The organism is Duganella alba, from assembly GCF_009674495.1.
GTDB classification, from domain to species: Bacteria; Pseudomonadota; Gammaproteobacteria; order Burkholderiales; family Burkholderiaceae_D; genus Rugamonas; species Rugamonas alba.
In genome coordinates this window covers 21,765-48,701 of record NZ_WKJN01000033.1, presented here as the reverse complement: position 1 = coordinate 48,701, position 26,937 = coordinate 21,765, and the positions used below count along the sequence as shown (strand labels likewise).

General features: G+C 65.5%; 26 protein-coding genes and 1 riboswitch. Of the genes, 15 read left to right on the top strand and 11 right to left on the bottom strand.

Annotated features, from left to right (window positions below; genetic code table 11):
- The first annotated feature begins 10 nt into the window (after window positions 1–10).
- The 4 genes from GJ695_RS24615 (at window position 11) to GJ695_RS24600 (ending at window position 4,510) form a co-directional block, all read left to right on the top strand.
- Entirely contained in the window at window positions 11–940 is a 930-nt protein-coding gene (locus tag GJ695_RS24615; protein ID WP_229260639.1) for a DMT family transporter, read from the top strand.
- A gap of 105 nt (window positions 941–1,045) precedes the next feature.
- A complete protein-coding gene (locus tag GJ695_RS24610) occupies window positions 1,046–1,507 on the top strand; it encodes a RidA family protein (protein ID WP_154369492.1) in 462 nt (153 codons plus the stop codon).
- Window positions 1,508–1,590: 83 nt separating this feature from the next.
- Window positions 1,591–2,784: an aminotransferase-like domain-containing protein gene (locus GJ695_RS24605; RefSeq protein WP_154369490.1), complete on the top strand. Its 1,194-nt coding sequence runs from the start codon at window positions 1,591–1,593 to the stop codon at window positions 2,782–2,784.
- A 367-nt stretch (window positions 2,785–3,151) separates the two neighbouring features.
- Window positions 3,152–4,510: a diguanylate cyclase domain-containing protein gene (locus tag GJ695_RS24600; protein ID WP_154369488.1), complete on the top strand. Its 1,359-nt coding sequence runs from the start codon at window positions 3,152–3,154 to the stop codon at window positions 4,508–4,510.
- Here the strand turns inward: GJ695_RS24600 and GJ695_RS24595 are convergent.
- Genes GJ695_RS24595 through GJ695_RS24585 form a run of 3 tightly spaced genes read right to left on the bottom strand, consistent with a single transcriptional unit; the run spans window position 4,507 to window position 9,308 of the window.
- Complete coding sequence (locus GJ695_RS24595; protein WP_154369486.1) at window positions 4,507–6,069, bottom strand: FGGY-family carbohydrate kinase; 1,563 nt, start codon at window positions 6,067–6,069, stop codon at window positions 4,507–4,509. The two genes, GJ695_RS24600 and GJ695_RS24595, sit on opposite strands and share 4 nt — an antisense overlap.
- A 15-nt stretch (window positions 6,070–6,084) precedes the next feature.
- Complete coding sequence (locus GJ695_RS24590; protein ID WP_154369484.1) at window positions 6,085–7,722, bottom strand: glycerol-3-phosphate dehydrogenase/oxidase; 1,638 nt, start codon at window positions 7,720–7,722, stop codon at window positions 6,085–6,087.
- Complete coding sequence (locus tag GJ695_RS24585; RefSeq protein WP_154369482.1) at window positions 7,719–9,308, bottom strand: FAD-binding oxidoreductase; 1,590 nt, start codon at window positions 9,306–9,308, stop codon at window positions 7,719–7,721. The genes GJ695_RS24590 and GJ695_RS24585 overlap by 4 nt, the downstream gene beginning before the upstream one ends.
- Before the next feature lie 100 nt (window positions 9,309–9,408).
- On the opposite strand from GJ695_RS24585, the gene GJ695_RS24580 reads away from it, so the two are divergent.
- Window positions 9,409–10,431, top strand: a complete 1,023-nt coding sequence (locus GJ695_RS24580; RefSeq protein WP_154369480.1) for a helix-turn-helix domain-containing protein — start codon at window positions 9,409–9,411, stop codon at window positions 10,429–10,431.
- Here the strand turns inward: GJ695_RS24580 and GJ695_RS24575 are convergent.
- From GJ695_RS24575 to GJ695_RS24565, 3 genes are read right to left on the bottom strand one after another with little or no spacing between them, the layout of a single operon-like run.
- Window positions 10,428–10,856 carry a hypothetical protein gene (locus GJ695_RS24575; protein WP_229260638.1) on the bottom strand — a complete coding sequence of 143 codons (429 nt, stop codon included), beginning with the start codon at window positions 10,854–10,856 and terminating at the stop codon, window positions 10,428–10,430. The two genes, GJ695_RS24580 and GJ695_RS24575, sit on opposite strands and share 4 nt — an antisense overlap.
- Window positions 10,857–10,866: 10 nt before the next feature.
- On the bottom strand, window positions 10,867–11,391 hold the full coding sequence (locus GJ695_RS24570; protein WP_154369478.1) for an SRPBCC family protein: 525 nt from the start codon (window positions 11,389–11,391) through the stop codon (window positions 10,867–10,869).
- Window positions 11,392–11,406: 15 nt separating this feature from the next.
- Window positions 11,407–12,849, bottom strand: a complete 1,443-nt coding sequence (locus GJ695_RS24565; RefSeq protein ID WP_229260637.1) for a cytochrome P450 — start codon at window positions 12,847–12,849, stop codon at window positions 11,407–11,409.
- A gap of 69 nt (window positions 12,850–12,918) precedes the next feature.
- Between GJ695_RS24565 and GJ695_RS24560 the strand changes: the two genes are divergently transcribed.
- Complete coding sequence (locus tag GJ695_RS24560; RefSeq protein ID WP_154369476.1) at window positions 12,919–13,317, top strand: VOC family protein; 399 nt, start codon at window positions 12,919–12,921, stop codon at window positions 13,315–13,317.
- Here GJ695_RS24560 and GJ695_RS24555 read toward each other — a convergent pair.
- Together GJ695_RS24555 and GJ695_RS24550 are read right to left on the bottom strand one after the other, a co-directional pair.
- On the bottom strand, window positions 13,314–13,514 hold the full coding sequence (locus tag GJ695_RS24555) for a hypothetical protein (RefSeq protein ID WP_154369474.1): 201 nt from the start codon (window positions 13,512–13,514) through the stop codon (window positions 13,314–13,316). The genes GJ695_RS24560 and GJ695_RS24555 overlap by 4 nt on opposite strands.
- Window positions 13,515–13,523: 9 nt before the next feature.
- Window positions 13,524–16,349, bottom strand: coding sequence for a M16 family metallopeptidase (locus tag GJ695_RS24550; RefSeq protein WP_154369472.1), 2,826 nt, complete (start codon window positions 16,347–16,349; stop codon window positions 13,524–13,526).
- A gap of 93 nt (window positions 16,350–16,442) precedes the next feature.
- Window positions 16,443–16,561: riboswitch (FMN riboswitch) on the top strand.
- A gap of 93 nt (window positions 16,562–16,654) precedes the next feature.
- Here GJ695_RS24550 and ribB point away from each other — a divergent pair.
- Window positions 16,655–17,317: a 3,4-dihydroxy-2-butanone-4-phosphate synthase gene (ribB, locus tag GJ695_RS24545; protein WP_154369470.1), complete on the top strand. Its 663-nt coding sequence runs from the start codon at window positions 16,655–16,657 to the stop codon at window positions 17,315–17,317.
- Window positions 17,318–17,362: 45 nt separating this feature from the next.
- Here the strand turns inward: ribB and GJ695_RS24540 are convergent, their stop codons facing one another.
- Window positions 17,363–18,754 (bottom strand): MFS transporter, encoded by a 1,392-nt coding sequence (locus GJ695_RS24540; protein ID WP_154369512.1) that lies wholly within the window; start codon window positions 18,752–18,754, stop codon window positions 17,363–17,365.
- Window positions 18,755–18,838: 84 nt separating this feature from the next.
- Between GJ695_RS24540 and GJ695_RS24535 the strand changes: the two genes are divergently transcribed.
- Genes GJ695_RS24535 through GJ695_RS24505 form a run of 7 tightly spaced genes read left to right on the top strand, consistent with a single transcriptional unit; the run spans window position 18,839 to window position 23,998 of the window.
- Window positions 18,839–19,705: a LysR family transcriptional regulator gene (locus GJ695_RS24535; RefSeq protein WP_154369514.1), complete on the top strand. Its 867-nt coding sequence runs from the start codon at window positions 18,839–18,841 to the stop codon at window positions 19,703–19,705.
- 40 nt (window positions 19,706–19,745) lie between these two features.
- On the top strand, window positions 19,746–20,534 hold the full coding sequence (locus tag GJ695_RS24530; protein ID WP_154369467.1) for an MlaE family ABC transporter permease: 789 nt from the start codon (window positions 19,746–19,748) through the stop codon (window positions 20,532–20,534).
- 1 nt (window position 20,535) lies between these two features.
- Window positions 20,536–21,504, top strand: a complete 969-nt coding sequence (locus tag GJ695_RS24525) for an MlaD family protein (RefSeq protein ID WP_154369465.1) — start codon at window positions 20,536–20,538, stop codon at window positions 21,502–21,504.
- On the top strand, window positions 21,501–22,148 hold the full coding sequence (locus GJ695_RS24520; protein ID WP_154369463.1) for a hypothetical protein: 648 nt from the start codon (window positions 21,501–21,503) through the stop codon (window positions 22,146–22,148). The genes GJ695_RS24525 and GJ695_RS24520 overlap by 4 nt, the downstream gene beginning before the upstream one ends.
- On the top strand, window positions 22,145–22,645 hold the full coding sequence (locus GJ695_RS24515; protein ID WP_154369461.1) for a DUF2867 domain-containing protein: 501 nt from the start codon (window positions 22,145–22,147) through the stop codon (window positions 22,643–22,645). The genes GJ695_RS24520 and GJ695_RS24515 overlap by 4 nt, the downstream gene beginning before the upstream one ends.
- A 30-nt stretch (window positions 22,646–22,675) precedes the next feature.
- A complete protein-coding gene (locus GJ695_RS24510; RefSeq protein WP_154369459.1) occupies window positions 22,676–23,650 on the top strand; it encodes a nucleoside hydrolase in 975 nt (324 codons plus the stop codon).
- Between the two features lie 3 nt (window positions 23,651–23,653).
- Window positions 23,654–23,998 (top strand): translation initiation factor Sui1, encoded by a 345-nt coding sequence (locus GJ695_RS24505; RefSeq protein ID WP_154369457.1) that lies wholly within the window; start codon window positions 23,654–23,656, stop codon window positions 23,996–23,998.
- On the opposite strand, the gene GJ695_RS24500 is transcribed toward GJ695_RS24505, so the two are convergent.
- Window positions 23,995–24,609, bottom strand: a complete 615-nt coding sequence (locus GJ695_RS24500) for a cysteine hydrolase family protein (RefSeq protein ID WP_154369455.1) — start codon at window positions 24,607–24,609, stop codon at window positions 23,995–23,997. The two genes, GJ695_RS24505 and GJ695_RS24500, sit on opposite strands and share 4 nt — an antisense overlap.
- Before the next feature lie 97 nt (window positions 24,610–24,706).
- Between GJ695_RS24500 and GJ695_RS24495 the strand changes: the two genes are divergently transcribed.
- Window positions 24,707–25,660, top strand: coding sequence for a GlxA family transcriptional regulator (locus GJ695_RS24495; RefSeq protein ID WP_154369453.1), 954 nt, complete (start codon window positions 24,707–24,709; stop codon window positions 25,658–25,660).
- On the opposite strand, the gene GJ695_RS24490 is transcribed toward GJ695_RS24495, so the two are convergent.
- Entirely contained in the window at window positions 25,661–26,914 is a 1,254-nt protein-coding gene (locus tag GJ695_RS24490; RefSeq protein WP_154369451.1) for a DEAD/DEAH box helicase, read from the bottom strand.
- Window positions 26,915–26,937 lie beyond the last annotated feature (23 nt).

Genomic DNA, 26,937 nt, shown 5'->3' with positions numbered 1-26,937 from the left:
GCATAAACCCATGAACCCAAATACGCCAGCACTCACCACCCACCGTCGTCTGAGCGACGAAACCACCGGCATGCTGCTGGGCCTGATCGGCGTCGCCATCTTCAGCCTGACGCTGCCCTTCACCCGGCTGGCCGTCAGCGGCGACGCCGGCTTGTCGCCGATGTTCGTCGCCCTCGGCCGCGCGCTGGCCGCCGCTGTACTGGCCGGCGGCTGGCTGTACTGGAAGCGCGCGCCGCTGCCGCCGCGCGCCGCCCTGCCGGCGCTGGCCATGGTCGCCATCGGCTGCGTGATCGGTTTCCCGTGGCTGACCTCCGTCGCCATGCGCAGCCTGCCCGCCGCCCACGGCGCGGTGCTGGTCGGCGTGCTGCCGCTGGCCACCGCCATGTTCGCGGCCCTGCTGGGCGGCGAAAAGCCGTCGACAGGTTTCTGGATCATGGCCATCTTAGGATCGGTACTGGTGATCGGCTTTGCGCTGCGCCAGAGCGGCGGCAGTCTGCACACGGCCGACCTGGCGATCTTTGTCGCCGTGCTGCTGGCCGCCATGGGCTACGCCGCCGGCGGCCGCCTGTCGCAGACGCTGGGCGGCCAGCAGACCATCTGCTGGGCGCTGATCCTGGCCGCGCCGCCGCTGTTGCCGGTGGTGGGCTGGCTGGGCTGGCAGGAATCGGCGCGGATCGCCCACGCCAGCGCCGCCGTGTGGACCGGCTTCGCCTACGTTTCCGTGTTTTCGATGTTCATCGGATTCTTCTTCTGGTATCGCGGCATGGCGCTGGGCGGCGTGGCGCGGGTGGGACAAGTACAGCTGGTGCAGCCGTTTCTATCTGTACTGGGCGCCACCGTGGTGCTGGGCGAGGCGCTGGAGTGGCAAACCCTGGTCTTCGCAATCGCCGTCATCGGCGTGGTGGGCACGGGCCGCAAAATGCAGGTAAAACGCGGCTGACGCCATACAGTATCTTGATTTTGCCTCAATTGTGGGCATCCCCGGCGGCAAGACGTACAATATCGGTCTCCACCCATGCAACGCACTTAATCATTGGATAACCACATGTCTGTTTACGAAAAACTCAAAGCGCTTGATATCACCCTGGCAGCACCGGCCACGCCAGCCGCCGCCTACGTCATGTACGCCCAAACCGGCAACCTGGTATTCCTGTCGGGCCACATCGCCAAGCGCGCCGACGGCAGCGTATGGGTGGGCCAGCTGGGCAAGAACATCGACACCGCGGAGGGCAAGGCCGCCGCGCGCGCCATCGCCATCGACCTGATGGGCACCCTGCAGGCGGCCGTCGGCGGCGACCTGACCCGCGTCAAGCGCATCGTCAAGGTCATGAGCCTGGTCAATTCCACGCCTGACTTTACTGAACAGCACCTGGTCACCAACGGCGCTTCCGAGTTGCTGGGCGAAGTCTTCGGCGACGCCGGCAAGCACGCCCGCTCGGCCTTTGGTGTCGCCCAAATCCCGCTTGGCGCCTGCGTCGAAATCGAACTGATCGCGGAAGTCGCGTAAGCGGGCGGCAGCTTATCCGCTGCCGTTCCTTTTATAAAAGCACGCCACAAGCGAGCTTGTTGTTATCCACTCATGAGACACGTATGAAAATCGAAAACCCGAATCCGATCGAATGGCGCTTCGCTGAACGCGCCGAGCAACTGCAAGCCTCGTTCATCCGCGAGATCCTGAAGATCACGCAGCAGCCGGAGATCATCTCCTTCGCCGGCGGCCTGCCGTCGCCGCTGACCTTCCCGGTCGACGAAATGAAAGCGGCCTACGACAAGGTACTGAGCGAAAACGGCAAGGTCGCGCTGCAATACGGCCCGACCGACGGCTACACCCCGCTGCGCCAGTGGATCGCCGACTCGCTGTCCGTCGGCGGCGCCAGGATCGCGCCGGAACAAGTGCTGATGACCTCCGGTTCGCAGCAGGCGCTGGACCTGCTGGGCAAAGTGCTGATCGACGAAGGCAGCCGCGTGCTGGTCGAGACGCCGTCGTACCTGGGCGCGCTGCAGGCGTTCTCGGTCTACCGCCCGGAATTCAAATCGGTGGAAACCGACGACCACGGCCTGGTGCCGTCGTCGATCGACGCCGTGGCCGAAGGCGCGCGCATGCTGTATTCGCTGCCGAACTTCCAGAACCCGACCGGCCGCACCATGTCGATCGAACGCCGCCAGGAGCTGGTGGAAACCTGCGCCCGCCTCGGCCTGCCGCTGATCGAGGATGATCCTTACGGCGCCCTGAGCTACAAGGGCGAGCCGCTGCCGAAGATGGTGGCGATGAACCCGGACGGCGTGATCTACATGGGTTCCTTCTCCAAGGTGCTGACCCCGGGCATCCGCCTGGGCTACGTGGTGGCCCCGCTGCCGCTGGCGCGCCGCCTGGAGCTGGCCAAGCAGGCGGCCGACCTGCACACTTCGCAGCTGACCCAGATGGTGGTGCACGAAGTGATCAAGGACGGCTTCCTGGAACAGCACATCCCGAAAATCCGCGCGCTGTACGGCGACCAGTGCCAGGTGATGCTGGACGCCATGGCCCAGCACTTCCCGGCCGGTGTCGAGTGGACCAAGCCGGAAGGCGGCATGTTCATCTGGGTCACGCTGCCGAAGCACATCGACGCCATGAAACTGCTGGATGAAGCCATCGCCCAGAAAGTCGCCTTCGTGCCCGGCTCGCCGTTCTACGCCAACGAACCGGCCACCAACACGCTGCGTCTGTCCTTCGTCACCGTGCCGCCGGAACGCATCCGCCACGGCATCGAAATCCTGGGCAAACTGATCGCCGCCAAAGTCTAAATCGCAGCGCCACGGGCGGCCGTTGTACGACAACGGCCGCCCGCAAAAATACAACACCATCGCCGCGACTTTATCACCAATAGTCACCAAAACCGGCCGATTCCATAACACCCCGCCAACATTAGTTACACCATCTGGCACCAGCAGGGCTGCGGCCTGATGCATCCGAAGCAACACTCAATATTCAGCAGAATTTTTTTCCCTCTAAAGGTTGCAAAGCGGTATGATTTGAACGGATAGTCACTTTCATATCAGGCCAGCCTTTGTTGAAACACGCACCAATCACCTTTGCTTGCCGCCCCCGTTGCCGCGCCGCGCAACCGACGACTCACGCCGCTACGCCCTACCGGGTCAAAGGCGAATCCCAATGAATTCCGGAAGTCTGAGTTACGCCACGCGGCGCGACGCCGCGATCCTGATCGTGGACGATGCGCCCGAGAATCTGGGTGCGCTGCGCAAGCTGATGGTGGAACAGGGGTATCAAACCTTCGTCGCCACCAGCGGCGAGCGCGCGCTGAAAATCGCCCGCCGGGTCCACCCGGACCTGATCCTGCTCGACATCATGATGCCGGGCATGGACGGCTACGAAACCTGCCGCCAGCTCAAGAGCAACGCCACCACCCAGCGCATTCCCGTGATCTTCATGAGCGCGCGCACCGACACCGAGGACGTGGTGGCCGGCTTCGACCTGGGCGCGGTCGACTACATCAGCAAGCCGCTGCGCATGCCGGAAGTGTGCGCGCGCGTGCGCACGCAGCTGCAGATCCGCAGCCGCAGCGAAACGCACGAGGAACAGGCCGAGCGCCTGCGCACCATCGTCAACAACATGGCCGAAGGCCTGCTGATTATCGAAGCCGATGGCCGCATCCAGTTCACCAACCCGGCCTGCGACAAATACCTGGGCTACCAGGCCGAGGAACTGGCCGGCAGCACCATCTCCGAACTGCTCAATCCCCTGGTGGCGCAGGAATACCTGGACTACTTCGAGCGCTACGCCGCCGCGCCGCAGACGGCGCACAACCATGGCACGCGCGAAGTCATCATCCGCCACCGCAACGGCAGTTCGGTGTGCATGGACCTGACGCTGACGCCGATGTACCTGCGCCAGCCGCTGTTCATCGGCCTGCTGCACGACATCACCCACCACAAGCAGTCGGAAGACACGCTGCTGCGCGCCGCCATGGTCGACCCACTGACCAAGATCGCCAACCGCCGCCATTTCGACACCTTCCTGGAAAAGGAATGGCAGCGCGCGATGCGCAGCGGCCAGCCCCTGTCGCTGGTGGTGCTGGACGTCGACCACTTCAAACTCTACAACGACACGCTGGGCCATCCGGCCGGCGACGCCTGTTTGCAGCAGGTGGCGCAAGCCATCGCCTCGCACGCGCTGCGGCCGACCGATCTGGCGGCGCGCTATGGCGGCGAGGAATTCGTGCTGCTGTTCGCCGAGACCGACGGCGACTCGGCCTATCTGCTGGCCGAATCGATCCGCGCGCACATCGAATCGCTGCAGATCCCGCATCCGCGCTCGACCACCTCGGCGTGGCTGACGGTGAGCATCGGCGTCGCCACCATCCATCCGCACCAACTGGACAACACCGAATCGCTGTTCGTCGCCGCCGACCGCGCCATGTACGTGGCCAAGGAAGGCGGCCGCAATCAGGTCCAAGCCACCAAAACCGGCGGCGCCTCCCTGGCCGCCGTCAAAGCCCTGGTGATGCGCTAAAGCTGTTCCGGGTAGCCGGTGATGTCGGCGATTTGCTGGTACATCGGCTGCAGCTGCTTGTACATGCCGAGGTAGACGCGCCGATAGAGCTGGTCGTAGATTTTCTGGTTGGCGGGGATCGGCTGGAAGATGCGGCCAGGGCGCGTCATGGCGCGGGTGGCGGTATCGAAGTCCGGATGCAGCCCCACGCCGGCGGCGATCGCGATTGCGGCGCCCAGGCCCGAAGTTTCGTAGACGTGGGCGCGGGCGGCGGGCAGGCCGAAAATGTCGGCGGTCAGCTGCATCGCCGCGTCGCTTTGCGAGCCGCCGCCTGCAATCCGCAATGCCGTCACCTTGACGCCGCTGCGCTGCTCGATGCGCTCCTTCCCTTCCCTTAACGCATAGGCCAGGCCTTCAAGGATGGCGCGGTACATATGGGAGCGCGTATGCACGTCGCCGAAGCCGATCATCGCGCCCTTGGCTTCCGGCCCCGGCGTGCGGATGCCGGGACTCCAGTACGGCTGCAACATCAGCCCCATCGAGCCGGGCGGCACCTCGTTGACAAGCTGGTCGAACATCGCTTCCGGCGCCAGCCCCTGCTCCGCGCCGGCCATCTGCTCCAGGTGCCCGAACTGCTCCTTGAACCAGTTGACCATCCAGTAGCCGCGGAAAATCTGCACTTCGGTGCTGTATGCCCCCGGCACCGCCGCAGGATATGGCGGGATGAAGGGCGTGACCTCCACATACTTTTTGCTGGTGGTGTTGATGGTGGCCGTGGTGCCGTAGCTCAGGCAGGCGATGTGCGGCTCCAGGCTGCCGGCGCCGATCACTTCGCACGCCTTGTCGGCGGCGGCGGCCACCAGCGGCGTGCCTTCGGGGATGCCGGTCGCCGCAGCGGCGGCAGCGGTGATCGTGCCGATCACCGTGCCCGGCGCCACCAGTTCCGGCAGCATGTCCGGACGCACGCGCAGCGCCTGCCATTTCCAGTCGCGTGCGCCGGCCCACTTGTGGCGCTTGTAGTCGAACGGCAGGTAGGCGACCTGCGAGCCGGTCGAATCGACGTGGCATCCACACAGGCGGTAATTCAGAAAGCCCGACAGCAGCAGGTATTTATGCGTCTTCGCCCAGATCTCCGGCTGATGCTCGGCGATCCAGTTGATCTCCGCTTCGCGGCGGAAGTATTCAATCGTGCCTTCCACGCGCGCCAGTTTGAACGCTGTACGCCACCACCAGCTCAACGGCTTCTGCTTGCCCACGCGGCGCTGGTCCAGCCAGGTGATGGCCGGCCGCAGTACCTTACCATCGCGGTCCAGGTTGACGACGGTGCCGCGCTGTGTGGTCACCGCCACGCCTTTGACCGCGCTGCGTGGAATATCGGTCGTGCGCCACAGCTGCTGGCAGGCGGCGGCCACGGCGTCCCAATAGCCGTCGGCGTCATGTTCGGCCCAGCCGGGATGCGCCGAGAAATAGGCTTGCAGGTGGATTTGCGATTTGGCCGCGAGGTTGCCGTTCACATCGAACAGCAGCGCGCGCACGCTTTGCGTGCCGTTGTCGATGGAAAGCAGGTATTGGTCCGCCATGATGTCTCGTTATAGTTATGGTTTGGGCACGCTGTAATGCGCGCTCCACAGCGCCAGGTAGGCGGCTTGTTCGTCGTCCCAGCGCTGGTCGCTCCAGCCGAGTTCCGGCTGGCAGATGGCGCGCACGCGCGGCAGGATGTCGATGCCGCCGCCGCGCAGCTGGATGCCGATGCGGCTGCGGCGCAGCAGCAGGTCTTCCAGCTTGCAGACATCTTCGCAGCGCGCGGCCCAGCGCAGTTGCGCCCAGATGGTCTCTGTGCCGGGGATGCAGGAAAGCTCGCCCGTCTGCGCGGCATTGACCAGCGCCTGTGCAGCGGCGCCGTAGCGGCCTTGCAGGCGTTGCGCCTGGCCTGGCGGCAGCTCGGCGTGGTAGCGCAGCGGCGGCGCGGCCGCAAAGACCGGCTGCGGCGCAAGCTGGCCTTGCAGTTCCGGCAGCCGGCTCGCGGCCAGCTTGAGCGCGTCCAGCGCGATCACGCGGAAAGTGGTGAGCTTGCCGCCGGTGACAGTCAGCAGGCCGTGCTCCAGCCACAGCATGTGGTCGCGCGTTTCCTTGGAAGGATCGGCTTTGCCGCTGTCGATGACGGGACGCACGCCGGCGTAGGTGGCAAGGATGTCGCTGTCGGTCAGATTCAGCTGCGGGAACTGGGCATGCAAGGCCGCCATCAGGTAGTCGCATTCGGCGCGCGTGATGGCCGCTTCGCGCGACAGGTCTTCCCTGTGATCGACATCCGTCGTGCCAACCAGCGTTATGCCTTCCCACGGATACGCAAACACCGGGCGGCCATCGGCCGGATGCATCAAACTAATGGCCTGCGCCAGCGGCAACCGCCAGGCCGGCAGCACCAAATGACTGCCGCGCAAAGGCCGCAGCCGATGCGCTGCCGCGCCGCCCTGCCGCGTGCTCGCGCCCGTGTCCGCGCGCCCGCCCTCGCCCGCACGCTCCACGCCCAAGGCATGTGGCGCGGCATCCGGCACGCGCAGCGCATCGGCCCACGCGCCCGTCGCGTTGATGACCAGCCGTGCTCGCACCTCATGCCGCTCACCGGTCAAGCCATCGCGCAGCTGAACACCCAGCACCTCGCCGCCGGCGCCATAGCGCAGCAGCGACGCCACGGCCATATAATTCAAGGCGACGCCGCCGTATCGGCGCGCCTCCTGCAATACGCGCAGTACCAGCCGCGCATCGTCCGTCTTGGCATCTGTATAGACCATGCCGCCCTGGAGACCGTCCGTGGCCACATTCGGCGCCAGCGCCGCGAACTCCTCCCGGCCATAGTAATGTCGCCCACGCTGCCCCGCCATGCGATCGTAAATCGCCAGCCCGGCCAGGAACGCCCGTTTGCCCGGCTTGCGCCCCACATAATCGCCGAACGCAAAACTCTGCGGCTCCACCAGACCAGCGGCCTGCCGCAGCAAATGCTCACGCTCGTGCACCGACTCGCGCGTCAAGCCGAACTGCCCTTCCTTCAGATAGCGCAAGCCGCCGTGCACCAGCTTGGACGACCGGCTCGACGTTCCCCAGGCGAAATCCCGCTGCTCCACCAGCAGCACCTTCAAGCCACGGCGCGCCGCCTCCAGCAAAATCCCCGCGCCGGTAATGCCGCCGCCCACCACGACCACATCCCAATCAAGCGCGAAGCCGGCGCGGCTCATGGCAGCAGCTTCCCCGGATTCATGATCTGCTGAGGATCGACATGCTCGGCCAAGGCCCGCAGCATCGACATCCCCAGCCGCCCCTTCTCCGCCGTCAGGTACGGCGCATGATCGCCGCCGACGCCGTGCTGATGGCTGATCGTCCCGCCATTCTCCACAATCGCCATCGACGCCGCCTTCTTCAGCGACTTCCAGCGCGCCAGATCCGTCTCATAGTCCCCCGCCAGCCGGTACACAAAAGTCGTATAGACGCTCGCTCCCTGCGCATACAGGTGCGACAGATGCGTATAAGCGTGCACCTTCTCGCCGTACAGCGCCAGCGCCACCGTGGCGGCCGACTCCACCGCCCGCATCATGATCTCCACGCGCGGCCAGTCCACCGCCGTCTCCACCGTGTCGATGGCATAACCATGCTGCCACGCCGCGTTGCGCAGATAGACATTGCGGAAGCGGTTCTGCTTCCACTTCTCGCCCATGGTGCGGCCGACGTGCACGCCGCCATGCGGCAGCGTCAGTGCCAGCGCCTCGCGCAACGCCGCCCGCGCCAGCGACTTGCGCCCACTGACACCAATCATCAGCATGCACTTGCCCTGCTTGCAGCCGCGCAGCGACAGATAGCGCTCCAGCAGCGAGATTATGCGCTTGTGGCCCGCCAGCGCCAGCATGGTCGTGGTTTCCAACGGATTCGACAACCGCAGCATCGACAGCGACAATCCCGCCTGCACCACCTGCCGCACCGCCGTTTCCGCCGCGGACCAACTGGGGAAGAACACCGCATGGAACGCCTCGTAGGCCGGCGCCGCCGTCACGCGCACGGTGGCCTCGGTGATGATGCCGAGCCGCCCTTCGGACCCCAGCACCATCTCGCGCAGATCCGGCCCCGCCGCCGATGCCGGAAAAGTCGGCAGATGCAGCGTGCCGGCCGGCGTCTCCACCGAACCGCCACGGAACATCTGCTCGATGCGCCCGTAGCGCAAGGACTGCTGCCCCGACGAGCGCGTGGCGACCCAGCCGCCCAGCGTGGAATACTCGAACGACTGCGGGAAATGCCCCAGCGTGTAGCCGCGCGCCCGCAACTGCGCTTCCAGATCCGGCCCAAACACGCCGGCGCCAAACGTCGCCAGCTGCGACTCGGTGTCGAGATACAGCAACTGCCGCATGCGCGTCATGTTCACCGCCACCGAGCGCGTGCCCGACGGCGCCGTCAGATGCCCGGCCACGCTGGTGCCGCCGCCCTGCGGAATCAGCGCCACGCCATGCAGCGCCGCATACGCCAGCAGCTCGCGCACGTCCTGCGCACTTTCCGGATACGCCACGCCATCCGGCGCCGTGTCGATCACGCCATAGCGCAGGCGCAGCCAGTCCGGCAGGCTCTGGCCCAGCGCATTGCGCAGCCGCACCTCCGGCGATGTATCGATCAGCCTATGCTCGGGCAGGCGCGAGGCCTTGAGCTGCGCGCTGGCCTGCCCGAATTCCGCATCCGCCACCGGCGTGCCGGTGCCGATGCGCTGCGCCAGAAAGCCCAGCGCATCCTTATTCAGCGCAAATGCGACCGACTCGTCACCCCATCCGTTCCAGCGTCTCATTGTTTTGCTATCTCCCTGGCGGAGCGCTTGTTATACTGACGCGCACCGATTATTCACCTCTTGAGATTAAAACAATGCCGCCCGCCGGTATTGCGCATTCATGACATCCGCCTTGTTCGATCATGCCAAACGCGTCGCCGGCTCGTATCTCCAGACGCTGCTGGAAGCCGCCGCCCGGCGCGGCGTCAGCGCGCTGGCGCTGGAACAGGCCGCCGGCCTGCCGTCCGGCACGCTGGAACCGCTGCCGGAATCGCTGCCCGCCGACGACTATGTGCGCCTGCTCGACATCGGCGCCACGCTGGCCAACGATCCGCACTTCGGCCTGCACGTGGGCCAGTGCGTCAAGCTGGGCACCTACACCGTGTATGGCCTGATCCTGTTGAGCTGCCGCGACTTCGGCCAGGTGTTCGAGCAGACCATGCGCTACGAGCAGCTGGCGCATGACCTGGGCCGCTCCGCCATCACCATCGACGACGACATCGCCCACTACACCTGGCACAGCAACTACGGCAGCGCGCAGCGCCACCTGGCCGACAGTGTGTTTGCCGGCATCCGCGTGTTCAGCAACTGGCTGGCCGGGATCACGCTGCCCGCCAACCAGTTGGCGCTGACCCATGACGGCGGTCCGCCCGAGCTGCGCGAGGAATACGTGAAGGTGCTAGGCGATATGCCGGTGTTTAACGCCGAGGCCAACGTCGCCAGCTTCAACGCGACGATGCTGTCCTGGCCCGTGCCGAATGCGGACGTCAGCCTGTATCCGGTGCTGCAGCAGCACGCCGAACACCTGCTGCAACAGCGCGCCGCCACCCAGCCGGCCATCACGCAGCAGGTGCATGCGGCGATTGCCGCCAGCCTGTCGGGCGGCCAGGTGCGGCTGGCCTCCATTGCCGATGAATTGAAGATGTCGCCGCGCACCCTGCAACGCAAGCTGAGCGAAGCCGGCGCCACCTTCCAGCAGGTGCTGGACCAGGCCCGCTTTGCGCTGGCCAAGGAGTATCTGAAACGGCAGGAACTGAGCCTGGTCGATATCGCCTTCCTGCTCGGCTACCAGGAGCAGAGCGCGTTCAACCACGCCTTCAAGGAATGGGCCGGCGTCAATCCCGGCGCCTGGCGCGCCGGCTAGATGTCGAGGCCGCGCACGCGGATGAAGGGGCCGATGCAGCGTTCGAGATTGGGGTCCACGCACATCACGAACAGATTGCCGCTCGGGTGGAATTGCAGGTAGTTGGTGACGGGCTGGCCCGGCTTGGTGATCTCGCCGCTGCAGTCACGCTTGCCGTTGTCCTTGACGATGGTGTCGACCTCCTTGTAGAAGCCGTTCTTGTCCGGCTTGTCGGCGACGGTGAAGGTGGATTCCGCCACCTCCTCGTTGCTGAACACCAGCGAGGTGCCGTCGGCGCGGATGCGGTAGGTTTCGGTGCACAGGCCGTCCGGCAGCGTGATGCGCCAGATGCCGATGATGGGATGGTCATGCCGCACCGATGCGGCGCCCGCCGGCCACGCCAGCATCCACGTCATCATGCCCACCACCGCCGTCCGCATCCGCATCGCACGCTCCTTATTTTTCCGCTGCCGCTTTCATTTTCGCCAGGCCGCTGTCGAACGCCGGGCCGATCATGCTGTCCATGCTGATGAAGACGTTCATCATCTTGGCCATGAAGTCGGTCTCGCCCGACATGGTCCAGCGCACCGTGGTAGTGTCGCCCTGCGGCTCCAGCACGAACTCGGTGTCCGAGGTGGACTTCACCGGCACAAAGAAGTCCAGCTTGATGCCGACCTTGACCGGCGTCAGGCTGATCACCTCCATGCGGCCGGAACCGACGTTCTTGTTGCCCTCCCAAGCATAGACCGCGCCCAGATCCTTCGGCGCACCGCTGAAGGTGCGCTTCATGGCCGGGTCCAGCGCTTCCCACGGCGACCACAGGGCCCAATTATGGAAATCGCTGATCAGCGGGACGATCTTTTCCGGCGGCGCCTTGATGGCGATCGAGCGCTGCACGCGGTAGGTGGACGGCTGGATCGCGGCCCATGCCAGCAACAGCAGGATCAGTACCGAAATGACGACGATGATTTTCTTGAACATGGTTTTCTCTCCTTGTTATTGGTGCACCAGCCGCACCGGCAACGAGTCCGGCGTCATGGTGAAGGTGAAGCACTCGCGCGCGGCCGGCGCGCCGGCCACGCGCTCCAGCGCGAAGTTCCGCGCCAGCATCGACATCACCATCTTGATCTCCGCCATGGCGAGGTAGCGCCCCGGACAGAAGCGCGGCCCGCCGCCGAACGGAAACAGCTTGCGGCCTGGATCATCGCCCTGTCCGTCCGCGCCGTCAAGCCAGCGCTCGGGCAGGAAGCGTTCCGGCTGCGCCAGGTCGGACGCGCGCTCGGCGGCGTGGCGCAGCAGCAGGAAGATCACCGTCCCCGCCGGCACCGCCAGGTCGCCCAGCACCACATCCTGATTCGGCTCGGCCGCCATGAACGGCGCCACCGGCTTGAGGCGCATGGCCTCGCGCGTGGCGGCGTCGATGTATTTGAGCTGGTCCAGCAGGTGATAGTCGTCCAGCACGGCACGCGCGCCCAGCACCTGCCGCGCCTCGTCCGCCATGCTGGCGGCGGCCTGCGGATGGTCGGCCAGGAATTCGATCAGCCAGGCGGCCGTGTTGGAGGTGGTGTCCTCGCCGGCAAACACCATGGTGATGGCGTTGCCGACCACCGCTTCGTCGGTGAAGCCGGAATCCGGCTCGTCGCGCGCCACGATCAGCGCTTCCAGCAGATTCGAGGGCTTGGCCCGCAGCGCCGGATTCTCCGCCAGCCGGCGGCGCGCCTCGGCGATGAAGCCGAAGATGGCCTGCTGGATGCGGGCGGCGGCGGCCACCGCCTCGTGGTCCCGCGCGCGCTTCAGCACCGGCACGCGCCAGTAGGCGAACGGCGTGGTCAGGCGCCGCGCCACCAGCTTGAACAGGAATTCGATATCGCGCTGCAGCGGATGCGCCTCCAGCTCCAGCGTGTTGATGTCCTGCCCCATCGCCAGGCCGATGGTCACGTCCAGCGTGTAGGCCTTCAGGTCGCGCAGCAGGTCGACCGGCTGCCCGGCGGCGATGGCGGCGTCCCAGCGCCGCCGCAGGCGTTCGGTCAGCGCGGTCAGCGTCGGGAAGAAATTGTGGATCACCTCCGGCGTCAGCGCCCGCATCACCAGCTTGCGCTGGCGGCGCCACTCGTCGCCCTCGGCGGTGAACAGGCCGCGCGTGCCGATCTCGTTGAGCATCTCGGCCGTGCGGCTGGAGCGGCGCATCGCGTCCGGCCGGTCGCGCAGCAGCGCGGCGATCAGGTCGCGGTCGGCGGTGGCCAGCATCTGCTTGCGCATGATGCGGAAACGGTACAGCGGCCCATGCTCGCGCCCCCAGCGTTCCAGCACATGGTGGAACGGTTCGGCGCGGATCTCGCGCACATTGCCGAACAGCGGGCGCGCCCGCGGTCCCGGCAGGTCGGCCAACTGGCGCAACGGCACAACGCCCGGCGTGAGTTCCATGGTGTTTTTGCCCATAGTTATTCGTCTCCGCGTACACTATCATCTCCAAATATTGACGATATACTCACTCGCCGGAGGAAGCAAATGCTGTCGCACGTTTATGTGGGAATTAACAACTTTGAACCTGCGCTGGCGTTCTACAGCGCCCTGATGGAGGTGGTGGGTGCGCGCCAGCGCTTCGTCGACACCACCCGGCCGTGGGCCGCGTGGCAGCCGGCGGAAGGCACGCGGCCGCTGTTCGTGATCGGCGCGCCCTACGACGGCCAGCCGGCCGCCTGCGGCAACGGCCAGATGACCGCGCTGATGGCGACCTCGCGCGAGATGGTGGACCGGGCCTACGCGGCGGCGCGGGCGCACGGCGGCGCCTGCGAAGGCGCGCCGGGCCTGCGGCCGCAGTATCACGCCAACTACTATGGCGCCTACTTCCGCGACCCGGAGGGGAATAAACTCAGCGTCGTCTGTCACGACGCCTTTCCGGATTAAGCCAGGGCTTCCTTGGCCGCTTCCTCGGGCGTCAGGCCCTCGTAGAACTGGTCGGTGAACCATTCCACCTGTTCTTCGATGTGCTCCTGCGCCTGCTCCAGCGTGGCGCCGCCCTTCACCAGGAAGCCCTCCACTTCGATGCACCAGTTAATCAGTTCCAGGGTTTCCGGGTCCAGCTCTTCTTTTTTCTTTGCCATGATTGCTCCTTACTGCTCAGGGTACAGCACCACTTGCAGATAGTTGTTCGTATCGAAATAGCGCTGTGCGGCCTCTTTCAGGTCCGCCGTCGTCAACGCGTTTACGCGCGACTCGTAAGTCAGTATATCCTCTGGATTGTTATTATTGAAGAAGGCATTCTGCAAGGAGGCCATCCAGTAGCCGTTTTCCCGCAATCCCTTGCGGTAGCCCTTGATCCACGACGCCTTCACCTTGTTCAGGTCCGCCTCTTCGGCGCCGTTCTGCTTGATCTTCTCGATCTCGGCAAAGGTGGCGGCCAGCACCTTGTCCACGTTCTCGGGCGCGCACGGCAGGTTGGCGTTGATGGCATAGTTACCATACGGGATGCGGCTCATGCTGCCGCTCATGCCGCCGCTGTACATCGCGCCCATCTTCTCGCGCAGCGTTTCGATCAGCTTGATGTTCATCACCTCCACCAGCGCCTGCAAGCGCATGCGCGCGGCGCGCGAGTATTCGACGTCGCCGGTGAAGGACAGCGAGATGGTGCTCTTCGGCTCCGAGCCGGCATGCACCTCCTTCTTCACCACGCCCTTGATCGGCCGCACGCCCTCGTCCTTGAAGGCGACCGGGATCTCGCCCACCGGCAGGCTGGCGAGGTAGGTGGCGATCAGCGGCTTGATCTTCTCGACGTCGAAGCTGCCGACAATGAAGAAGGTGAAGTCGCGCGCGCTCGACAGGCGGCTGTTGTAGATGTCCAGCACGCGGTCCAGCGCCAGCTGGTCGAAGTCCGCCGGCCGCGCCGCACGCAGCACGCGCGGGCTGTTGTTGTACAGCGTGGCGGTCACCGTGTCGTAGAACACCGACTCCGGCCGCGCCAGATTGTTCTGCGCCAGCTCGCGCTGGCGGTCGACGTAGGCGGTGTAGATCGCCGGGTCCTTGCGCGGTTGCGTCATCTGCAGGTAGACCAGCTGCAGCATGGCTTCCACGTCGGTGCTGCCGGAGCTGCCGCCGACCGATTCGTTGAGCGAACTGACGCTGGCGCTGGAACTGACGCTCTTCCCGGCCAGCACCTTCACCAGATCGTTCGGCGTGTAGTTCAACACGCCCATCTGGCCGACGATGCTGCTGGCGTAATGCGCGGTGAAGACGTCGCTGTCCGGCAGCAGCGACCAGCCGCCGTAGCGCAGGCCGCCGAGGATCACCTGGTCGTTATTGAAGTCGGTCGGCTTCAGCACCACCTTGACGCCGTTACTGAGCGTCAGTTCCGTGGCGCCGATTTTGGTGTTGACGGTTTCGCCGACGATGCTGCCGGCCTTGGGCGGCGTCGGCATGAGCTGGGTGGCGTAGACCTTCTCTTCCATCGGCTTGACGGCGATCTTTTCCGCCGCGCTGGCGATGCTGACCAGTTCATCGGCCTTCGGCTGCGTCAGGCCTGGCTTGTCGACGCCGGTGTAGATCACCAGCTTGCTCTGGTTGTCCGGTATCGCCGCGCGCACGGCGGCGTTGACCTCGGCCACCGTAATCGTCGGCAGCAACTGGGTCACGTAACGGTATTCGGCGGCGGTGCCCGGGATCGACTCCTCTTCCAGGAAGTTGCGGATGTACTCCGCAGCGTAGCCGGACGAATCGGATTTATCGCGTTCGTTGTAGATGCGCTCATAGTTGCGCAGCATGCCCTTCTTGGCGCGTTCCAGTTCCGACGCGCTGAAGCCGTACTGGCGCGCGCGCTGGTCTTCCTCCACCAGGGCGTTGATGGCCGGCGTGACGCCGTCCTTGCCCAGCACCGCGCCGGCGCCGAAGGAACGGTAGCCGTGAACGATCTTGTTCATGCCGCTGCCGCCCTGCAGGAACGGCGGATTGGCCTGCTGCGTCAGCTCGTACATGCGCTGGCTCAGGATAAAGCTGTACATGTTCTCGATCAGCTTCTGGCGGTAGTCGCCGAAAGTCTTCTCGGCCGGCAGCGTCTGGATCGGGTAGCGGATGTAGACCGTGTTGGCGCTGACTTCCTTGTCGGTGAAGACGATGCCTTCGGAATCCTGGCGTTCCGGGATCGTGGCGTATTCGCGCGCACGCGCATGGGCCGGATTTTTCAGCTTGCCGAAATGCTGCTCGATCAGGCGCTGCGCCTCGGCCGGCTCGATGTCGCCGACCGCCACCACCGCCATCAGGTCCGGGCGATACCAGTCGCGGTAGAAGCGCTTGATGGCGTCGTACTTGAAGGTCTTGAGGATGTCCTCTTTACCGATCGGCATGCGCTGCGCATAGCGCGAGCCGTTCAGCACCTTCGGCAGCACCACCTTGTTCATGCGGTCGTCCACACCTTTGCCGAGGCGCAGTTCCTCCAGCACGATACCGCGTTCGCTGTCGATGTCGGCGTCGTTGAAGGACAGGCCGTGGGCCCAGTCTTCCAGCACCTGGAAGCCTTTTTCGATGGTTTCCTTGCTATCGGTCGGTATCGGCAGGATGTAGACGGTTTCGTCGAAGCTGGTGTAGGCGTTGAGGTCCGCGCCGAACTTCACGCCGATCGACTGCAAATAGGACACCAGCTCATTGCGCTTGAAATGCGTCGAGCCGTTGAACGCCATGTGTTCGGTGAAGTGCGCCAGGCCTTGCTGGTCCTCGTCCTCCAGGATGGAGCCGGCCTTCACCACCAGCCGCAGCTCCAGCTTTTTCTCCGGGCGGCCGTTGTGATGAATGTAATACGTCAGGCCATTGGACAGTTTGCCAACCTTGACCTGCGGACCGACCGGAATCTGCTGGTCCAGCTTCAGTGGCGCCACATCGTCGGCTTGCGCCAGAAAACTACACGCCAGGATTGCAGCGCCGGACAGGATACGCAGGGTAATCAGCTTCATTCCGAATGCAAAAAATTTAAGGGAACAGCTACCTTACACCGATTTTCTGAATTTAGGCTAGAATCCTCGTGCCTGCCGTCCGGCAGGTAACAACAACGTCTTCGGGGCGGGGTGTAATTCCCCACCGGCGGTAAAGCCCGCGAGCGCAGAAATGTGCAGATCTGGTGTAATTCCAGGGCCGACGGTTAAAGTCCGGATGAAAGAAGATGTGCGTTTTACGCAGCCTGCTGCGCCCTTTGGCGCGGCTGGCTGCGCGTATCCGCTTGCCCTGTCGCGTTCCTATCTTATCAAGGAGCGTTTCACCCATGTCTGACCACACCGCAGTATCCCCCTCTTATTCCCTGGTATCCGACGATCTCGAAGGCCGCATCCACGCGGCACTGGAAGCCATGCGCGCCGGCGTGCCGGTCATCCTGCTCGACGATTTCGACCGCGAGAACGAAGCGGACCTGATCGTCGCCGCCGAAAAAATAACCGTGCAGACCATGGCCATGATGATCCGCGAATGCAGCGGCATCGTCTGCCTGTGCCTGAGCGCCGACAAGGTGCGCGAACTGGAATTGCCGATGATGGCCGCCAACAACGGCAGCCGTTACGGCACGCCGTTCACGGTGTCGATCGAGGCGCGCGAAGGCGTGACCACGGGAGTATCGGCGGCTGATCGCGTGACCACGATTCGTGCGGCGACGGCGGCGAATGCCAAGCCGTCGGACCTGGTGCATCCGGGCCACGTGTTCCCGCTGCGCGCCACGCCGGGCGGCGTGCTGTCGCGCAAGGGGCATACGGAAGGGTCGGTGGATTTGTCCACCATGGCCGGCCTGAACCCCTCGGCCGTGCTGTGCGAGCTGATGAACCCCGACGGCACCATGATGCGCGGCGCCGACATCGAACGCTTCGCGGAGAAGCATCAGATGCCGATTCTAACGATCGCCGAAATGATCGAGTGGCGCCAAACCCGCACGCTTTAGCCACGACGCCGGCTTGACCACTTAGGGGTCTGACCCCGTACGGGGTCAGACCCCACCTGGCCGTGCGGGTTTGACGTAACGATAGACCAGGCAGAGCGCAATCAAATAAGCCGCCGCGATCAAGGCAAACGCCATCGGCAGGCGCAACACCCACCCCGGCACCACATGCATCACGGTGCCCATCATCGCCACACCAACGAGCGCGCCGATCTGCCGATTCGCATTCAACGCCGCCGCAGCACTATTGGCATGCGCCTTCCCTGCCACCAGCATCACCGTCGCCGTCATCCCCGGAATCGCAATCCCGATCGCCACATTCATCACCACCGCCGCCACGACCAGCAGCCAATAAGGCGTCTCGGGGCGCAGCCCAAACAGCATCACCAGCGCCATCCCCAATCCGACCAGCAGCCCATACATCATCGGCGGCCGCGTCCCCACCCGCGCCGTAATCCGTCCCGAAGTCAGATTGCCCACCGCAAAAGCCGCCATCATCGGTATCAGCTTCAACCCCGTCTGCAACGCATCCGCCCCGCCCTGCTGAATAAATAAACTCAGCAAAAACAACTGCCCGAACACCGCAAAGTTAATCAGGAATCCCACGCCATTGGCCGCCGCAAACGCCGGCGTCTCAAACAAGGCGCTTGGCAGCAAAGGATGCGCCCCCGCCCGCTCGCGCCGCACCAGCAGCGCCGCCGCAGCCAGCGCCACCACACCAGCCGCCAGCACAGCCGCCGACGTCCAGCCCAGCGCCGGCCCCTCGATCAGCACAAAACTCAACGCCGCCAACGCCACCACGCCCAGCGCATGGCTCAACATCGACAAATCCCGCGCATGACGCGGCGTGGCCGGCGCCAGCACCTGCGTCAACACAATGCCCAGCAAACCAATCGGCACATTCACCCAGAACACGCTGCGCCAGCCGAATTCGTGCACCAATATTCCGCCCACCAGCGGCCCGGCCGCCGACGAGCAGCCGACAATCGCCGACCACGTCCCCAGCATGCGCGCCCGCGTCGCCTGATCCTCGTAAGCATGCGTCAGCAGACTCAAAGAACTCGGCATGAACAGCGCCGCCCCGACGCCCTGCAGCAAGCGCGCCGCAATCAGCGCATGCCCGCTAGGCGCCAGCGCGCACAACACCGAACCAAGAATAAACACGCTCAAACCACCCTGATAAACGTTCTTCGGGCCGAACCGGTCGGCCAGCGCGCCACCCGCCATCAGCAGCGCGGCAAACGTCAGCGTATAGCCGTCCACCACCCACACCAGACCGGTAAGCGGCACCGCCAGACTGACCGAAATATCGGACAGCGCGGTATTCACAGCGGTGACATCGATCATCGCCATCACAAAGCCGATGGCCAGCGTCATCAGCATCAACAAAGGCGGCACCTGGCGCACTGGCGCTGCCGCAGCGGTAGTAGAAGTATTCATGCGCGTATGGTAGGCCGCTTGCGTGATGCAGTAAATACGCATAACATCAGCACTCTGATGCAAAAATGCATCACGGAGAACGCCATGGACTGGGACAACGCCCGCATCTTCCTCGCCATTTACCGCAAAGGCACGCTGCGCGCGGCCGCCATCCTGCTCGACATCGACCAGGCCACGGTCGGTCGGCGCCTCAACGCGCTGGAAAAATCGCTGGGCGCGCGCCTGTTCCTGCGCACGCCGTCCGGCTACATGGCCACGCCGGCCGGCGAACTGGCCGTCACCGCCGCCGAAAAGATGGAACAGGCGGCGCTGCAGTTCCAGCGCGAGATGCAGGGCATCGACAACCGCCTGTCCGGCAGCGTGCGCGTCACCACCTCCGACACCATGGCCGCCCATTTCGTCATCGGCGCCATGCAGCGGCTGCACGTGATGCATCCGGAAATCCGCATCGTGCTCAGTACCAGCACCAGCATCACCAGCCTGACGCGGCGCGAGGCCGACCTGGCGGTGCGCACGCTCAAGCCCACCGATCCGGACCTGATCTCGCGCCATCTGACCCGCCGCAGCATGGGCCTGTACGCCACGCCGGCCTACCTGAAGGAGCGCGGCATGCCGACGCCGGGCAACGGCCTGGCCGGCCATGACCTGGTCATCTACCAGGCCAGCGTCGCGCCGCGCCATCAGGAAAAGATCTGCCTGGAGCCGGTGCACAACGCCCGCGTGGCGATAGAGGTCAACAGCGGCATGGCGCTGATCGAGGCGGCCGGCCTGGGCATGGGCCTGGCCGAACTGCCCTGCCACATGGCCGACAACGACCCGCGCCTGGTGCGCGTGTGGCCGGAGCGGGTCGACCAGTACGACGTCTGGCTGGTGATGCACAGCGATTTGAGCCGCAGCGCCCGCGTGCGCGCCGCCGTCGACGCGCTGATCGACACCTTCCCCGAGAAGTAACGTACGCCTGTCCGCCGCGCTGCGGTGCTAAGATGCCAACATGAGCACGCAAGCATCGATTCCCAACCTCCTGCAACGGCTGCACCACGGCACGGTCGCGTGGCTGCACAGCTGGTGGCGGCTGCTGCATTTCGCCGTGCTGATGTTCTCCATCGCCCTGACGCCGTCCACCTATGGCCGCGACAGGCGTCCCGTGCTGGCGCGACACCTGGTGGCCGACACCGCGCCCAACCTGGCGTGGTACGGCGTGCTGTCGGCGCTGGTCAGCCTGGTGCTGATCCGTATCGTGGTGGTCACCTCGCAAAGCTACGGCCTGTCGCGCTTCGCGCTGGAGATGGTGGTGCGCGTGCTGGTGCTGGAACTGATCCCGCTGACCGCCGCCGCCTTCGTTGCGCTGCGCACCACGCTGCCGGCCGGCCTGGAATTCTCGCAAGGCCGCAATCCCGGCAACCGCGTCACGGAAAATGAGCTGCACGACGAATTCTTCCCGCGCGTGGCGGCCGGCATGTTTGCGGTGTGGATGCTGGCCGCCGTCAGCTGCGTGCTGACGCTGGTGCTGGCCTACCTGTCGCTGTACGGCTTTACGCCATGGGCGATGGCCGGCTACACGCGCGTGGTCGGGCAGGTGTTCAATCCCGCCGTCACGCTGATCCTGGTGCTGAAGATTGTCTTCTTCAGCTTTGCCGTCGGCCTGATACCAATGGCCTCCTCGTTCTACTTCGGCGCCAGCTACCGCAACAAGGTCACGCACGGCCTGTCGGACATGGTGCGGCTGTTTGCCGTGATGCTCCTCATCGAAGTCGCCTCGCTCATGGGTAATTACTACTGATATGACAGAACCAATCAACGAAGCCGCGCCTGTGCGCAACGCCGAATTCAAGGCCGCCCTGCTGCTGGTGCTGATGGTGCTGCTGGTGGCCGGCTCCGCGCTGTACCTGCTGTACGCGCGCGGCGCCTTCGAATCCACGCAGACCCTGATATTGCAGGCCGACGACTCCGAAGGCGTCACCGTCGGCATGGACGTGACCTTCGCCGGCTTCCCCATCGGCCGCGTGCGGCGCATTGAACTGAGCCAGGAAGGCAAGGCGCGCGTGGTGGTCGACGTACCACGCCAGGACGCACACTGGCTGCGTAGCTCCAGCATCTTCACGCTGGAACGCGGCCTGGTGGGCGGCGCCAAGCTAAAAGCCTTCAGCGGCATCCCGACCGATCCGGCGCTGGAAGACGGCGCGGCGCGTACGCTGCTGGTGGGCGATCCCGGCGCCGAGATTCCGCGCCTGCTGGCGGCGGCGCGCGACCTGCTGCAAAACCTGAACGATCTCACCGCCGAAAATTCCGCCCTCGCCACGACGCTTGCCAGCGTCGCCGGCGTCACCGGAAAGCTGAACGGCCCGCATGGCGCGCTTGGCCTGATCGCGGGCGACGACAAGAACGCCCAGCAGTTGATGGAGCGCGCCAACAAGCTGCTGGTGACCGTCAACACGCTGGCGGTGAAGGCTGACAGCCTGATTGGCCACGCCGACGACCGCGTCTTCGGCCAGCAAGGCGTGATGACCGACGCACAGGCCACCATCGTCCAACTCAACGGCCTGCTGGCCGATGCGCGCAACTCGCTCAAGAAAATGGACGCGGTGCTGGTCGAGGCGCAGGCGGTGGCCTCCAACACCAAGGAAGCCACGGCGGACCTGGGCACGCTGCGCGGCGAGGTGGAAAGCAGCCTGCGTCGCGTCGAGCAGCTGGTCAATGAAATCAACCGCAAATGGCCGTTCAAGCGCGACACGGAGATCAAGCTGCCATGAAGAAGACGCTCGCCATCGCATCCCTGCTGCTGGCCGGCTGCGGCAACAACCCACCGGTGCCGGACTGGCAGATGAACGCGCAGAACGGCATCGAACGCGCCACCGCCGCCTACATGGACGGCAACGCCCGCGTCGAAGCCGCCGAAACCAAACGCGCCCGCGAAGCCCTGGCCAGCACCGGCAAGGTGGATCTGATCATCCGCGCGGAATTGATCCAGTGCGCCGCCCGCGTCGCCGCGCTGGTGTTCGAAGACTGCGCCGGCTACATCAAGCTGGCGCAGGACGCCGGCCCCGCCGACCGCGCCTACGCCGCCTACCTGGCCGGCCGCGCCACCGCCGCCGATGCCGCCCTGCTCCCGGCCCAGCACCAGCCGGTGGCCGCCGCCGCGAGCGACGCCGCCGTCAGCGCCGTGCAGGCGATCGCCGATCCGCTGTCCAAGCTGGTCGCCAGCGGCGTGCTGCTGCGCACCGGCAAAGCCAGCCCACAAACGCTGGCGGACGCCGTGGACACCGCCTCCGCCCAGGGCTGGCGCCGGCCGTTGCTGGCCTGGCTCGGCGTGCAGGCCATGCGCGCCGAACAAGCCGGTGACAGCGCCGAAGCCCAACGCCTCAAACGCCGCATCGACCTGATCACCGCCAAATGACCATCCTCGCCACCGCCGTCCCGCCACACGCCGAAATCGCCCGGCGCCTGCGCGGCGCCGACTTCCACGACTGCTACGAAACGGCCATCGCACCGACGCCGCTGTCCGCCCTGGAGCTATACCTGAAAGTGGTCGCCGGCACGCCACGCTGGGTCAACGCCATGATGACGCTGCGTAACCGCATCGTGCGGCTGGTAGGACTGAAAAACCTCGGCGCGCTGGGCGACACCGACGGCGCCAAGCCGGCCAGCGCCTACCGCGTGGGCGACCGCGTCGGCATCTTCTCCATAGTTTACCTGAGCGAGCAGGAAGTCATCCTTGGCGACTCGGACAAGCACCTGAACGTTGAAGTCTCGGTCTGCAAGCTGCCGGGCAAGGTGGCCGTCAGTACCGTGGTGCACACGCATAACGCCTTGGGCCGCATCTACATGTTGTTCGTGGCGCCGGCGCACCGCCGCATCGTGCCTGCCACGCTGAGGAACGCGCGCTTCCTGTAAAATCCCCGCTTCAACGAATCGAGGACTTACATGGCTTACAACCTTGCCCGGCCGCTGCGCGGGCTGTTCACGACGCTCGCGCTGTCTTGCGCGATGCTGGGTGCTCCGGCCCATGCAGCCGCGCCGCAAAAAGTCATCGTCGACATGGACATCGGCGACGACATCGACGACGCCTTCGCCCTCGGCCTGCTGCTGCAAAGCCCGGAGATCGAGATCGTCGGCATCACCACCGCCTGGGGCGACACCGCGCTGCGCGCGCAGCTGCTGGAACGCATGCTGCGCGAAACGGGCCACAGCCAGATCCCGGTCGCGCAAGGCGTTCGCACCACCGGCAATCCGCAGCCATTCACGCAGGCGCGCTACGCCCGGCGCGGCCAGCTGCCGGCGAGGCTGGACGCCATCGATTTCATGCTGGACCAGGTCAAGCGCCAGCCCGGCCAGATCACGCTGGTGGCGCTGGGACCGCTGACCAACGTCGGCGCCGCCATCGAGCGCGACGCCACCACCTTCGGCAAACTCAAACAAGTCGCCATGATGGGCGGCTCGGTGCGCAGCGGCTACCGCAAGTCGCAGTACGTGCCATCGCGCCCTGCGGACAAGGAATACAACATCGTTTCCGACATCGCCGGCGCGCAAAAATTGTTCACGTCGGGCGTGCCGATCGTGATGATGCCGGTAGATTCGACGCAGATCCGCCTGGATGAAGTGGAACGCAACGCCCTGCTCGGCCACGGCTCGCCGGTCACCGACGCGCTGGCCCTGCTCTACCACCAATGGATCGACGCCTACCAGCCATGGTCCAGCAACATGCCGTCGCTGTTCGACGTGGTGCCGGTGGCGTGGCTGCTCGATCCGGCCGTGTGCCCGACCACGCCGCTGCACATCGTCGTCGACAACGACGGCTACACCCGCGAGCAGCCCGGCAAGCCGAACGCGCAAGTGTGCCTGGCCTCCGACCAGAAGCGCTTCTTCGAGATCATGATGCCGCGACTGTTGAAGGATTAAGCCATGGCCCTCGTCTACTCCACCGAAACGGGCCGCATGTGCCCGGACTGCCGCCAGCCGCTGACTGACTGCGCCTGCAAGGCCGCCGCCAAAGCCAAACCGGCCGGCGACGGCAATGTGCGCGTGTCCCGCGAATCCAAGGGACGCGGCGGCAAAACCGTCACCCTGGTGCGCGGCCTGCCGCTGGACACCGATGCGCTGGCCGCACTGGGCAAGCAGCTGCGCGCAGCCTGCGGCTCCGGCGGCACCGCCAAGGACGGCGTGCTGGAAATCCAGGGCGACCATTGCGAACGCGTGATGGCCGAACTGACGAAACTCGGCCACAAGCCCAAGCGCGTCGGCGGTTAGACCGCCTTGCGGGCGCGCTGGACCGACATATAGATATTGTCGCGCTCCAGCGCCTGCCCCGCGCGCACCGCCGCCAGCCAATCCTCCGTGCTGGCCACCGCCGCAAAGCCGGAGTGGAACACGGTGCGGAATACGCGGTGTATCTCTTCCGCGCTGGCCTTGCCGGCCGCGTTCTCATACGACGGCGAGCCACTGGCGTCGGCCAGGAACTCCACCGACAATCCCTTGTGCGCCGCTTCGTAGATGGTGGCGGCGTCGCAGTTGTGCGTCATGTAGCCGACAATGGTCAGCGTATCGACGCCATTGTCGGCGATCCACTGCGCCAGGTCGGTGCCGGTGAACACGCTGGCGTAGGTCTTGTTGATGTGGTGATTGAAGGCGCGCTTCGCCACTTCGTCGTGCAGCTGCCAGCCCGGCGATCCCTTGGCGAAGATCGGCGACTGCTCCGGCGCATCGTGCTGCACCCTCACCACCGGGATATCGGCCGCCCGCGCCGCATCCATCGCTTTCACGATGTTGGGTAGCGTGACGTCCACCGGTGGATATTCAATCTTCATATTCCCGCTGAAGTATTCGTTTTGCACGTCGATGACGATCAAGGCACGGCGCATGATGGTTCTCCTGGTTGGTTTGCGATGAGAGACATTGTGCGCGTCCGCGTGCCCGCCCGAAAGCGGCCCGAAGGCATGCATACGATATAATCGGGCCATGAATGCCGCCATCGCCAACCGCCACCGGATCGCCGTCATCGCCTTCGACGGCATCACGCCTTTCCACCTGTCCGTGCCCGGCATGGTGTTCCGCGACGCCGCCTTCGACCTGAAGATCTGCTCCGCCGATCCGTCGCCGCTGCGCACCACCGGCGGCTTCGACATCTCGGTGCAGCATGGCCTGCAGGCGCTGGGCCGCGCCGACATCGTCATCCTGCCGACCTGGCACGACGACTGCCGTCCTGCGCCGGCCAGGCTGCTGGAAGCGCTGAAACGCGCGCACCGGCGCGGCGCCCGCATCGTCGGCCTGTGCTTGGGCGCCTTCCCGCTGGCGGAAGCCGGCCTGCTGGACGGCCGCCGCGCCACCACCCACTGGGCGTTTGCGGACACGCTGGCCGCGCGCCATCCCGCCGTCGCTGTCGACCGCGAAGTGTTGTATGTGGATGATGAGGTGCTGACTTCCGCCGGCGTGGCGGCGGGACTGGATTGCTGCCTGCACCTGCTGCGCCAGCTATGCGGCGCCGAGGCGGCCAACCATGTGGCGAGACAACTGGTGGTGGCGCCGCATCGCCAGGGCGGGCAGGCGCAGTTCATCGAACGCCCGGTGCCGGTCAGTGGCAGCGACGACCGCTTTGTTCAAGTGCTGGACTGGGTCAACCAGCGCCTGGCCGACAACCACAGCATCGACGCGCTGGCCGCGCGCGCCGCCATGAGCCGCCGCAATTTCACCCGTCACTTCCGCGACGCCACCGGGACCTCTTTCAAGCAATGGCTGCTGAACCAGCGCGTGGCGCACGCCCAGCGCCTGCTGGAGACCAGCGATGTATCGATCGAACTGGTGGCGCAGGAAGCGGGATTCGGCTCGGCGCTGTCGCTGCGCCAGCATTTCCGCACCGCGCTGCGCACCTCGCCGTCCGAATACCGCCGCCAGTTCCGCGCCGGCGCCGGCTGATTACTCGCCGGCCGCCTCGCGCGCCGCCGCTTCGCGCAGCTTGTCCTTCTTGCTCTTGCGTTTGCCCTTGATGCCGCCGTTTTCCGTATCGGTGACGGCGCTGACCGGCGCCGCCGTCTCGGTCTGCTCGAAGCCGGGAATCGTCTCGCGCGGCACGCGCTGGTTCTGGCGCTTTTCGATCAGGTGGAAATGCGGCTCCGATTCGGCGGTGACGAAGCTGATCGCCACACCGCTCTCGCCGGCGCGGCCGGTGCGGCCGATGCGGTGCATGTAGTCGACGGCGGAACGCGGCAGGTCGTAGTTGACCACCGCCGGCAGGCGCGCGATGTCGATGCCGCGCGCCGCGACGTCGGTCGCCACCAGCACTTGCAGATGGCCGGAGCGGAAGTCGGTCAGCGTCTCGGTGCGCGCGCCCTGGCTGAGTTCACCGTGGAAGGACGCGGCGTGGATGCCGTTGCGGTTCAATTTGTCGGCCACGTGGTCGGCCGCGTACTTGGTGGCGACGAACACCATCACGCCGCGCCATTTGTGCTCCAGGATCAGGTGCTTGAGCAGCATGGTCCGGCGCGGCACATCGACCGCGATCGCGCGCTGCACGATATCCGGCTTGCTGGCCGGTTCGGACAGCACCTCGATGCGCGACGGCTGGTGCAGGATGGCGTCTGCCAGCTTCTGCACCGCCGGCGGGAAGGTGGCGGAGAAAAACAGGTTCTGGCGCTGCTTCGGCAGCAGTTCAAGGATGCGGTTCAGCTCTTCGCTGAAACCCAGGTCCAGCAGGCGGTCCGCCTCGTCCAGCACCAGCATGGCGGCGCGCGAGATCTTCAGCGCGTTGTGATCGATCAGGTCCAGCAGGCGGCCCGGCGTGGCGACCACGATGTCGGCGCCGCCGCGCAGCGCCATCATTTGCGGATTGATCGAGACGCCGCCGAACACGATGGCCACCTTGACCGGGATCGGCAGGTGCGACACCAGCTTGCGGATCGACTCGCCCACCTGCACCGCCAGTTCGCGCGTCGGCACCAGCACCAGGCCATGCAGCTGGCGCGGGCCGTCGCGGTTATCGAGCAGCGATTGCAGCAGCGGCAGCGCGAACGCGGCGGTCTTGCCGGAGCCGGTTTGCGCGGCGCCCAGCACATCGCCGCCGCGCAGGATAGCAGGAATGGCGGCGCTTTGAATCGCGGTCGGCTCCTGGTAGCCGATCTCGGTGATGGCGTTCAGCAGGGAGGGAGCAAGGCCCAGTGTGGAAAAAGACATATCGGCCTAAAATCAGTAAATTA

Excerpts from the sequence above, each read along its gene's own strand:
- GJ695_RS24615 (WP_229260639.1), top strand. The coding sequence starts at position 11 with ATGAACCCAAATACGCCAGCACTCACCACCCACCGTCGTCTGAGCGAC.
- GJ695_RS24610 (WP_154369492.1), top strand. The coding sequence starts at position 1,046 with ATGTCTGTTTACGAAAAACTCAAAGCGCTTGATATCACCCTGGCAGCA.
- GJ695_RS24605 (WP_154369490.1), top strand. The coding sequence starts at position 1,591 with ATGAAAATCGAAAACCCGAATCCGATCGAATGGCGCTTCGCTGAACGC.
- GJ695_RS24600 (WP_154369488.1), top strand. The coding sequence starts at position 3,152 with ATGAATTCCGGAAGTCTGAGTTACGCCACGCGGCGCGACGCCGCGATC.
- GJ695_RS24595 (WP_154369486.1), bottom strand. The coding sequence starts at position 6,069 with ATGGCGGACCAATACCTGCTTTCCATCGACAACGGCACGCAAAGCGTG.
- GJ695_RS24590 (WP_154369484.1), bottom strand. The coding sequence starts at position 7,722 with ATGAGCCGCGCCGGCTTCGCGCTTGATTGGGATGTGGTCGTGGTGGGC.
- GJ695_RS24585 (WP_154369482.1), bottom strand. The coding sequence starts at position 9,308 with ATGAGACGCTGGAACGGATGGGGTGACGAGTCGGTCGCATTTGCGCTG.
- GJ695_RS24580 (WP_154369480.1), top strand. The coding sequence starts at position 9,409 with ATGACATCCGCCTTGTTCGATCATGCCAAACGCGTCGCCGGCTCGTAT.
- GJ695_RS24575 (WP_229260638.1), bottom strand. The coding sequence starts at position 10,856 with ATGCGGATGCGGACGGCGGTGGTGGGCATGATGACGTGGATGCTGGCG.
- GJ695_RS24570 (WP_154369478.1), bottom strand. The coding sequence starts at position 11,391 with ATGTTCAAGAAAATCATCGTCGTCATTTCGGTACTGATCCTGCTGTTG.
- GJ695_RS24565 (WP_229260637.1), bottom strand. The coding sequence starts at position 12,849 with ATGGGCAAAAACACCATGGAACTCACGCCGGGCGTTGTGCCGTTGCGC.
- GJ695_RS24560 (WP_154369476.1), top strand. The coding sequence starts at position 12,919 with ATGCTGTCGCACGTTTATGTGGGAATTAACAACTTTGAACCTGCGCTG.
- GJ695_RS24555 (WP_154369474.1), bottom strand. The coding sequence starts at position 13,514 with ATGGCAAAGAAAAAAGAAGAGCTGGACCCGGAAACCCTGGAACTGATT.
- GJ695_RS24550 (WP_154369472.1), bottom strand. The coding sequence starts at position 16,349 with ATGAAGCTGATTACCCTGCGTATCCTGTCCGGCGCTGCAATCCTGGCG.
- ribB (WP_154369470.1), top strand. The coding sequence starts at position 16,655 with ATGTCTGACCACACCGCAGTATCCCCCTCTTATTCCCTGGTATCCGAC.
- GJ695_RS24540 (WP_154369512.1), bottom strand. The coding sequence starts at position 18,754 with ATGAATACTTCTACTACCGCTGCGGCAGCGCCAGTGCGCCAGGTGCCG.
- GJ695_RS24535 (WP_154369514.1), top strand. The coding sequence starts at position 18,839 with ATGGACTGGGACAACGCCCGCATCTTCCTCGCCATTTACCGCAAAGGC.
- GJ695_RS24530 (WP_154369467.1), top strand. The coding sequence starts at position 19,746 with ATGAGCACGCAAGCATCGATTCCCAACCTCCTGCAACGGCTGCACCAC.
- GJ695_RS24525 (WP_154369465.1), top strand. The coding sequence starts at position 20,536 with ATGACAGAACCAATCAACGAAGCCGCGCCTGTGCGCAACGCCGAATTC.
- GJ695_RS24520 (WP_154369463.1), top strand. The coding sequence starts at position 21,501 with ATGAAGAAGACGCTCGCCATCGCATCCCTGCTGCTGGCCGGCTGCGGC.
- GJ695_RS24515 (WP_154369461.1), top strand. The coding sequence starts at position 22,145 with ATGACCATCCTCGCCACCGCCGTCCCGCCACACGCCGAAATCGCCCGG.
- GJ695_RS24510 (WP_154369459.1), top strand. The coding sequence starts at position 22,676 with ATGGCTTACAACCTTGCCCGGCCGCTGCGCGGGCTGTTCACGACGCTC.
- GJ695_RS24505 (WP_154369457.1), top strand. The coding sequence starts at position 23,654 with ATGGCCCTCGTCTACTCCACCGAAACGGGCCGCATGTGCCCGGACTGC.
- GJ695_RS24500 (WP_154369455.1), bottom strand. The coding sequence starts at position 24,609 with ATGCGCCGTGCCTTGATCGTCATCGACGTGCAAAACGAATACTTCAGC.
- GJ695_RS24495 (WP_154369453.1), top strand. The coding sequence starts at position 24,707 with ATGAATGCCGCCATCGCCAACCGCCACCGGATCGCCGTCATCGCCTTC.
- GJ695_RS24490 (WP_154369451.1), bottom strand. The coding sequence starts at position 26,914 with ATGTCTTTTTCCACACTGGGCCTTGCTCCCTCCCTGCTGAACGCCATC.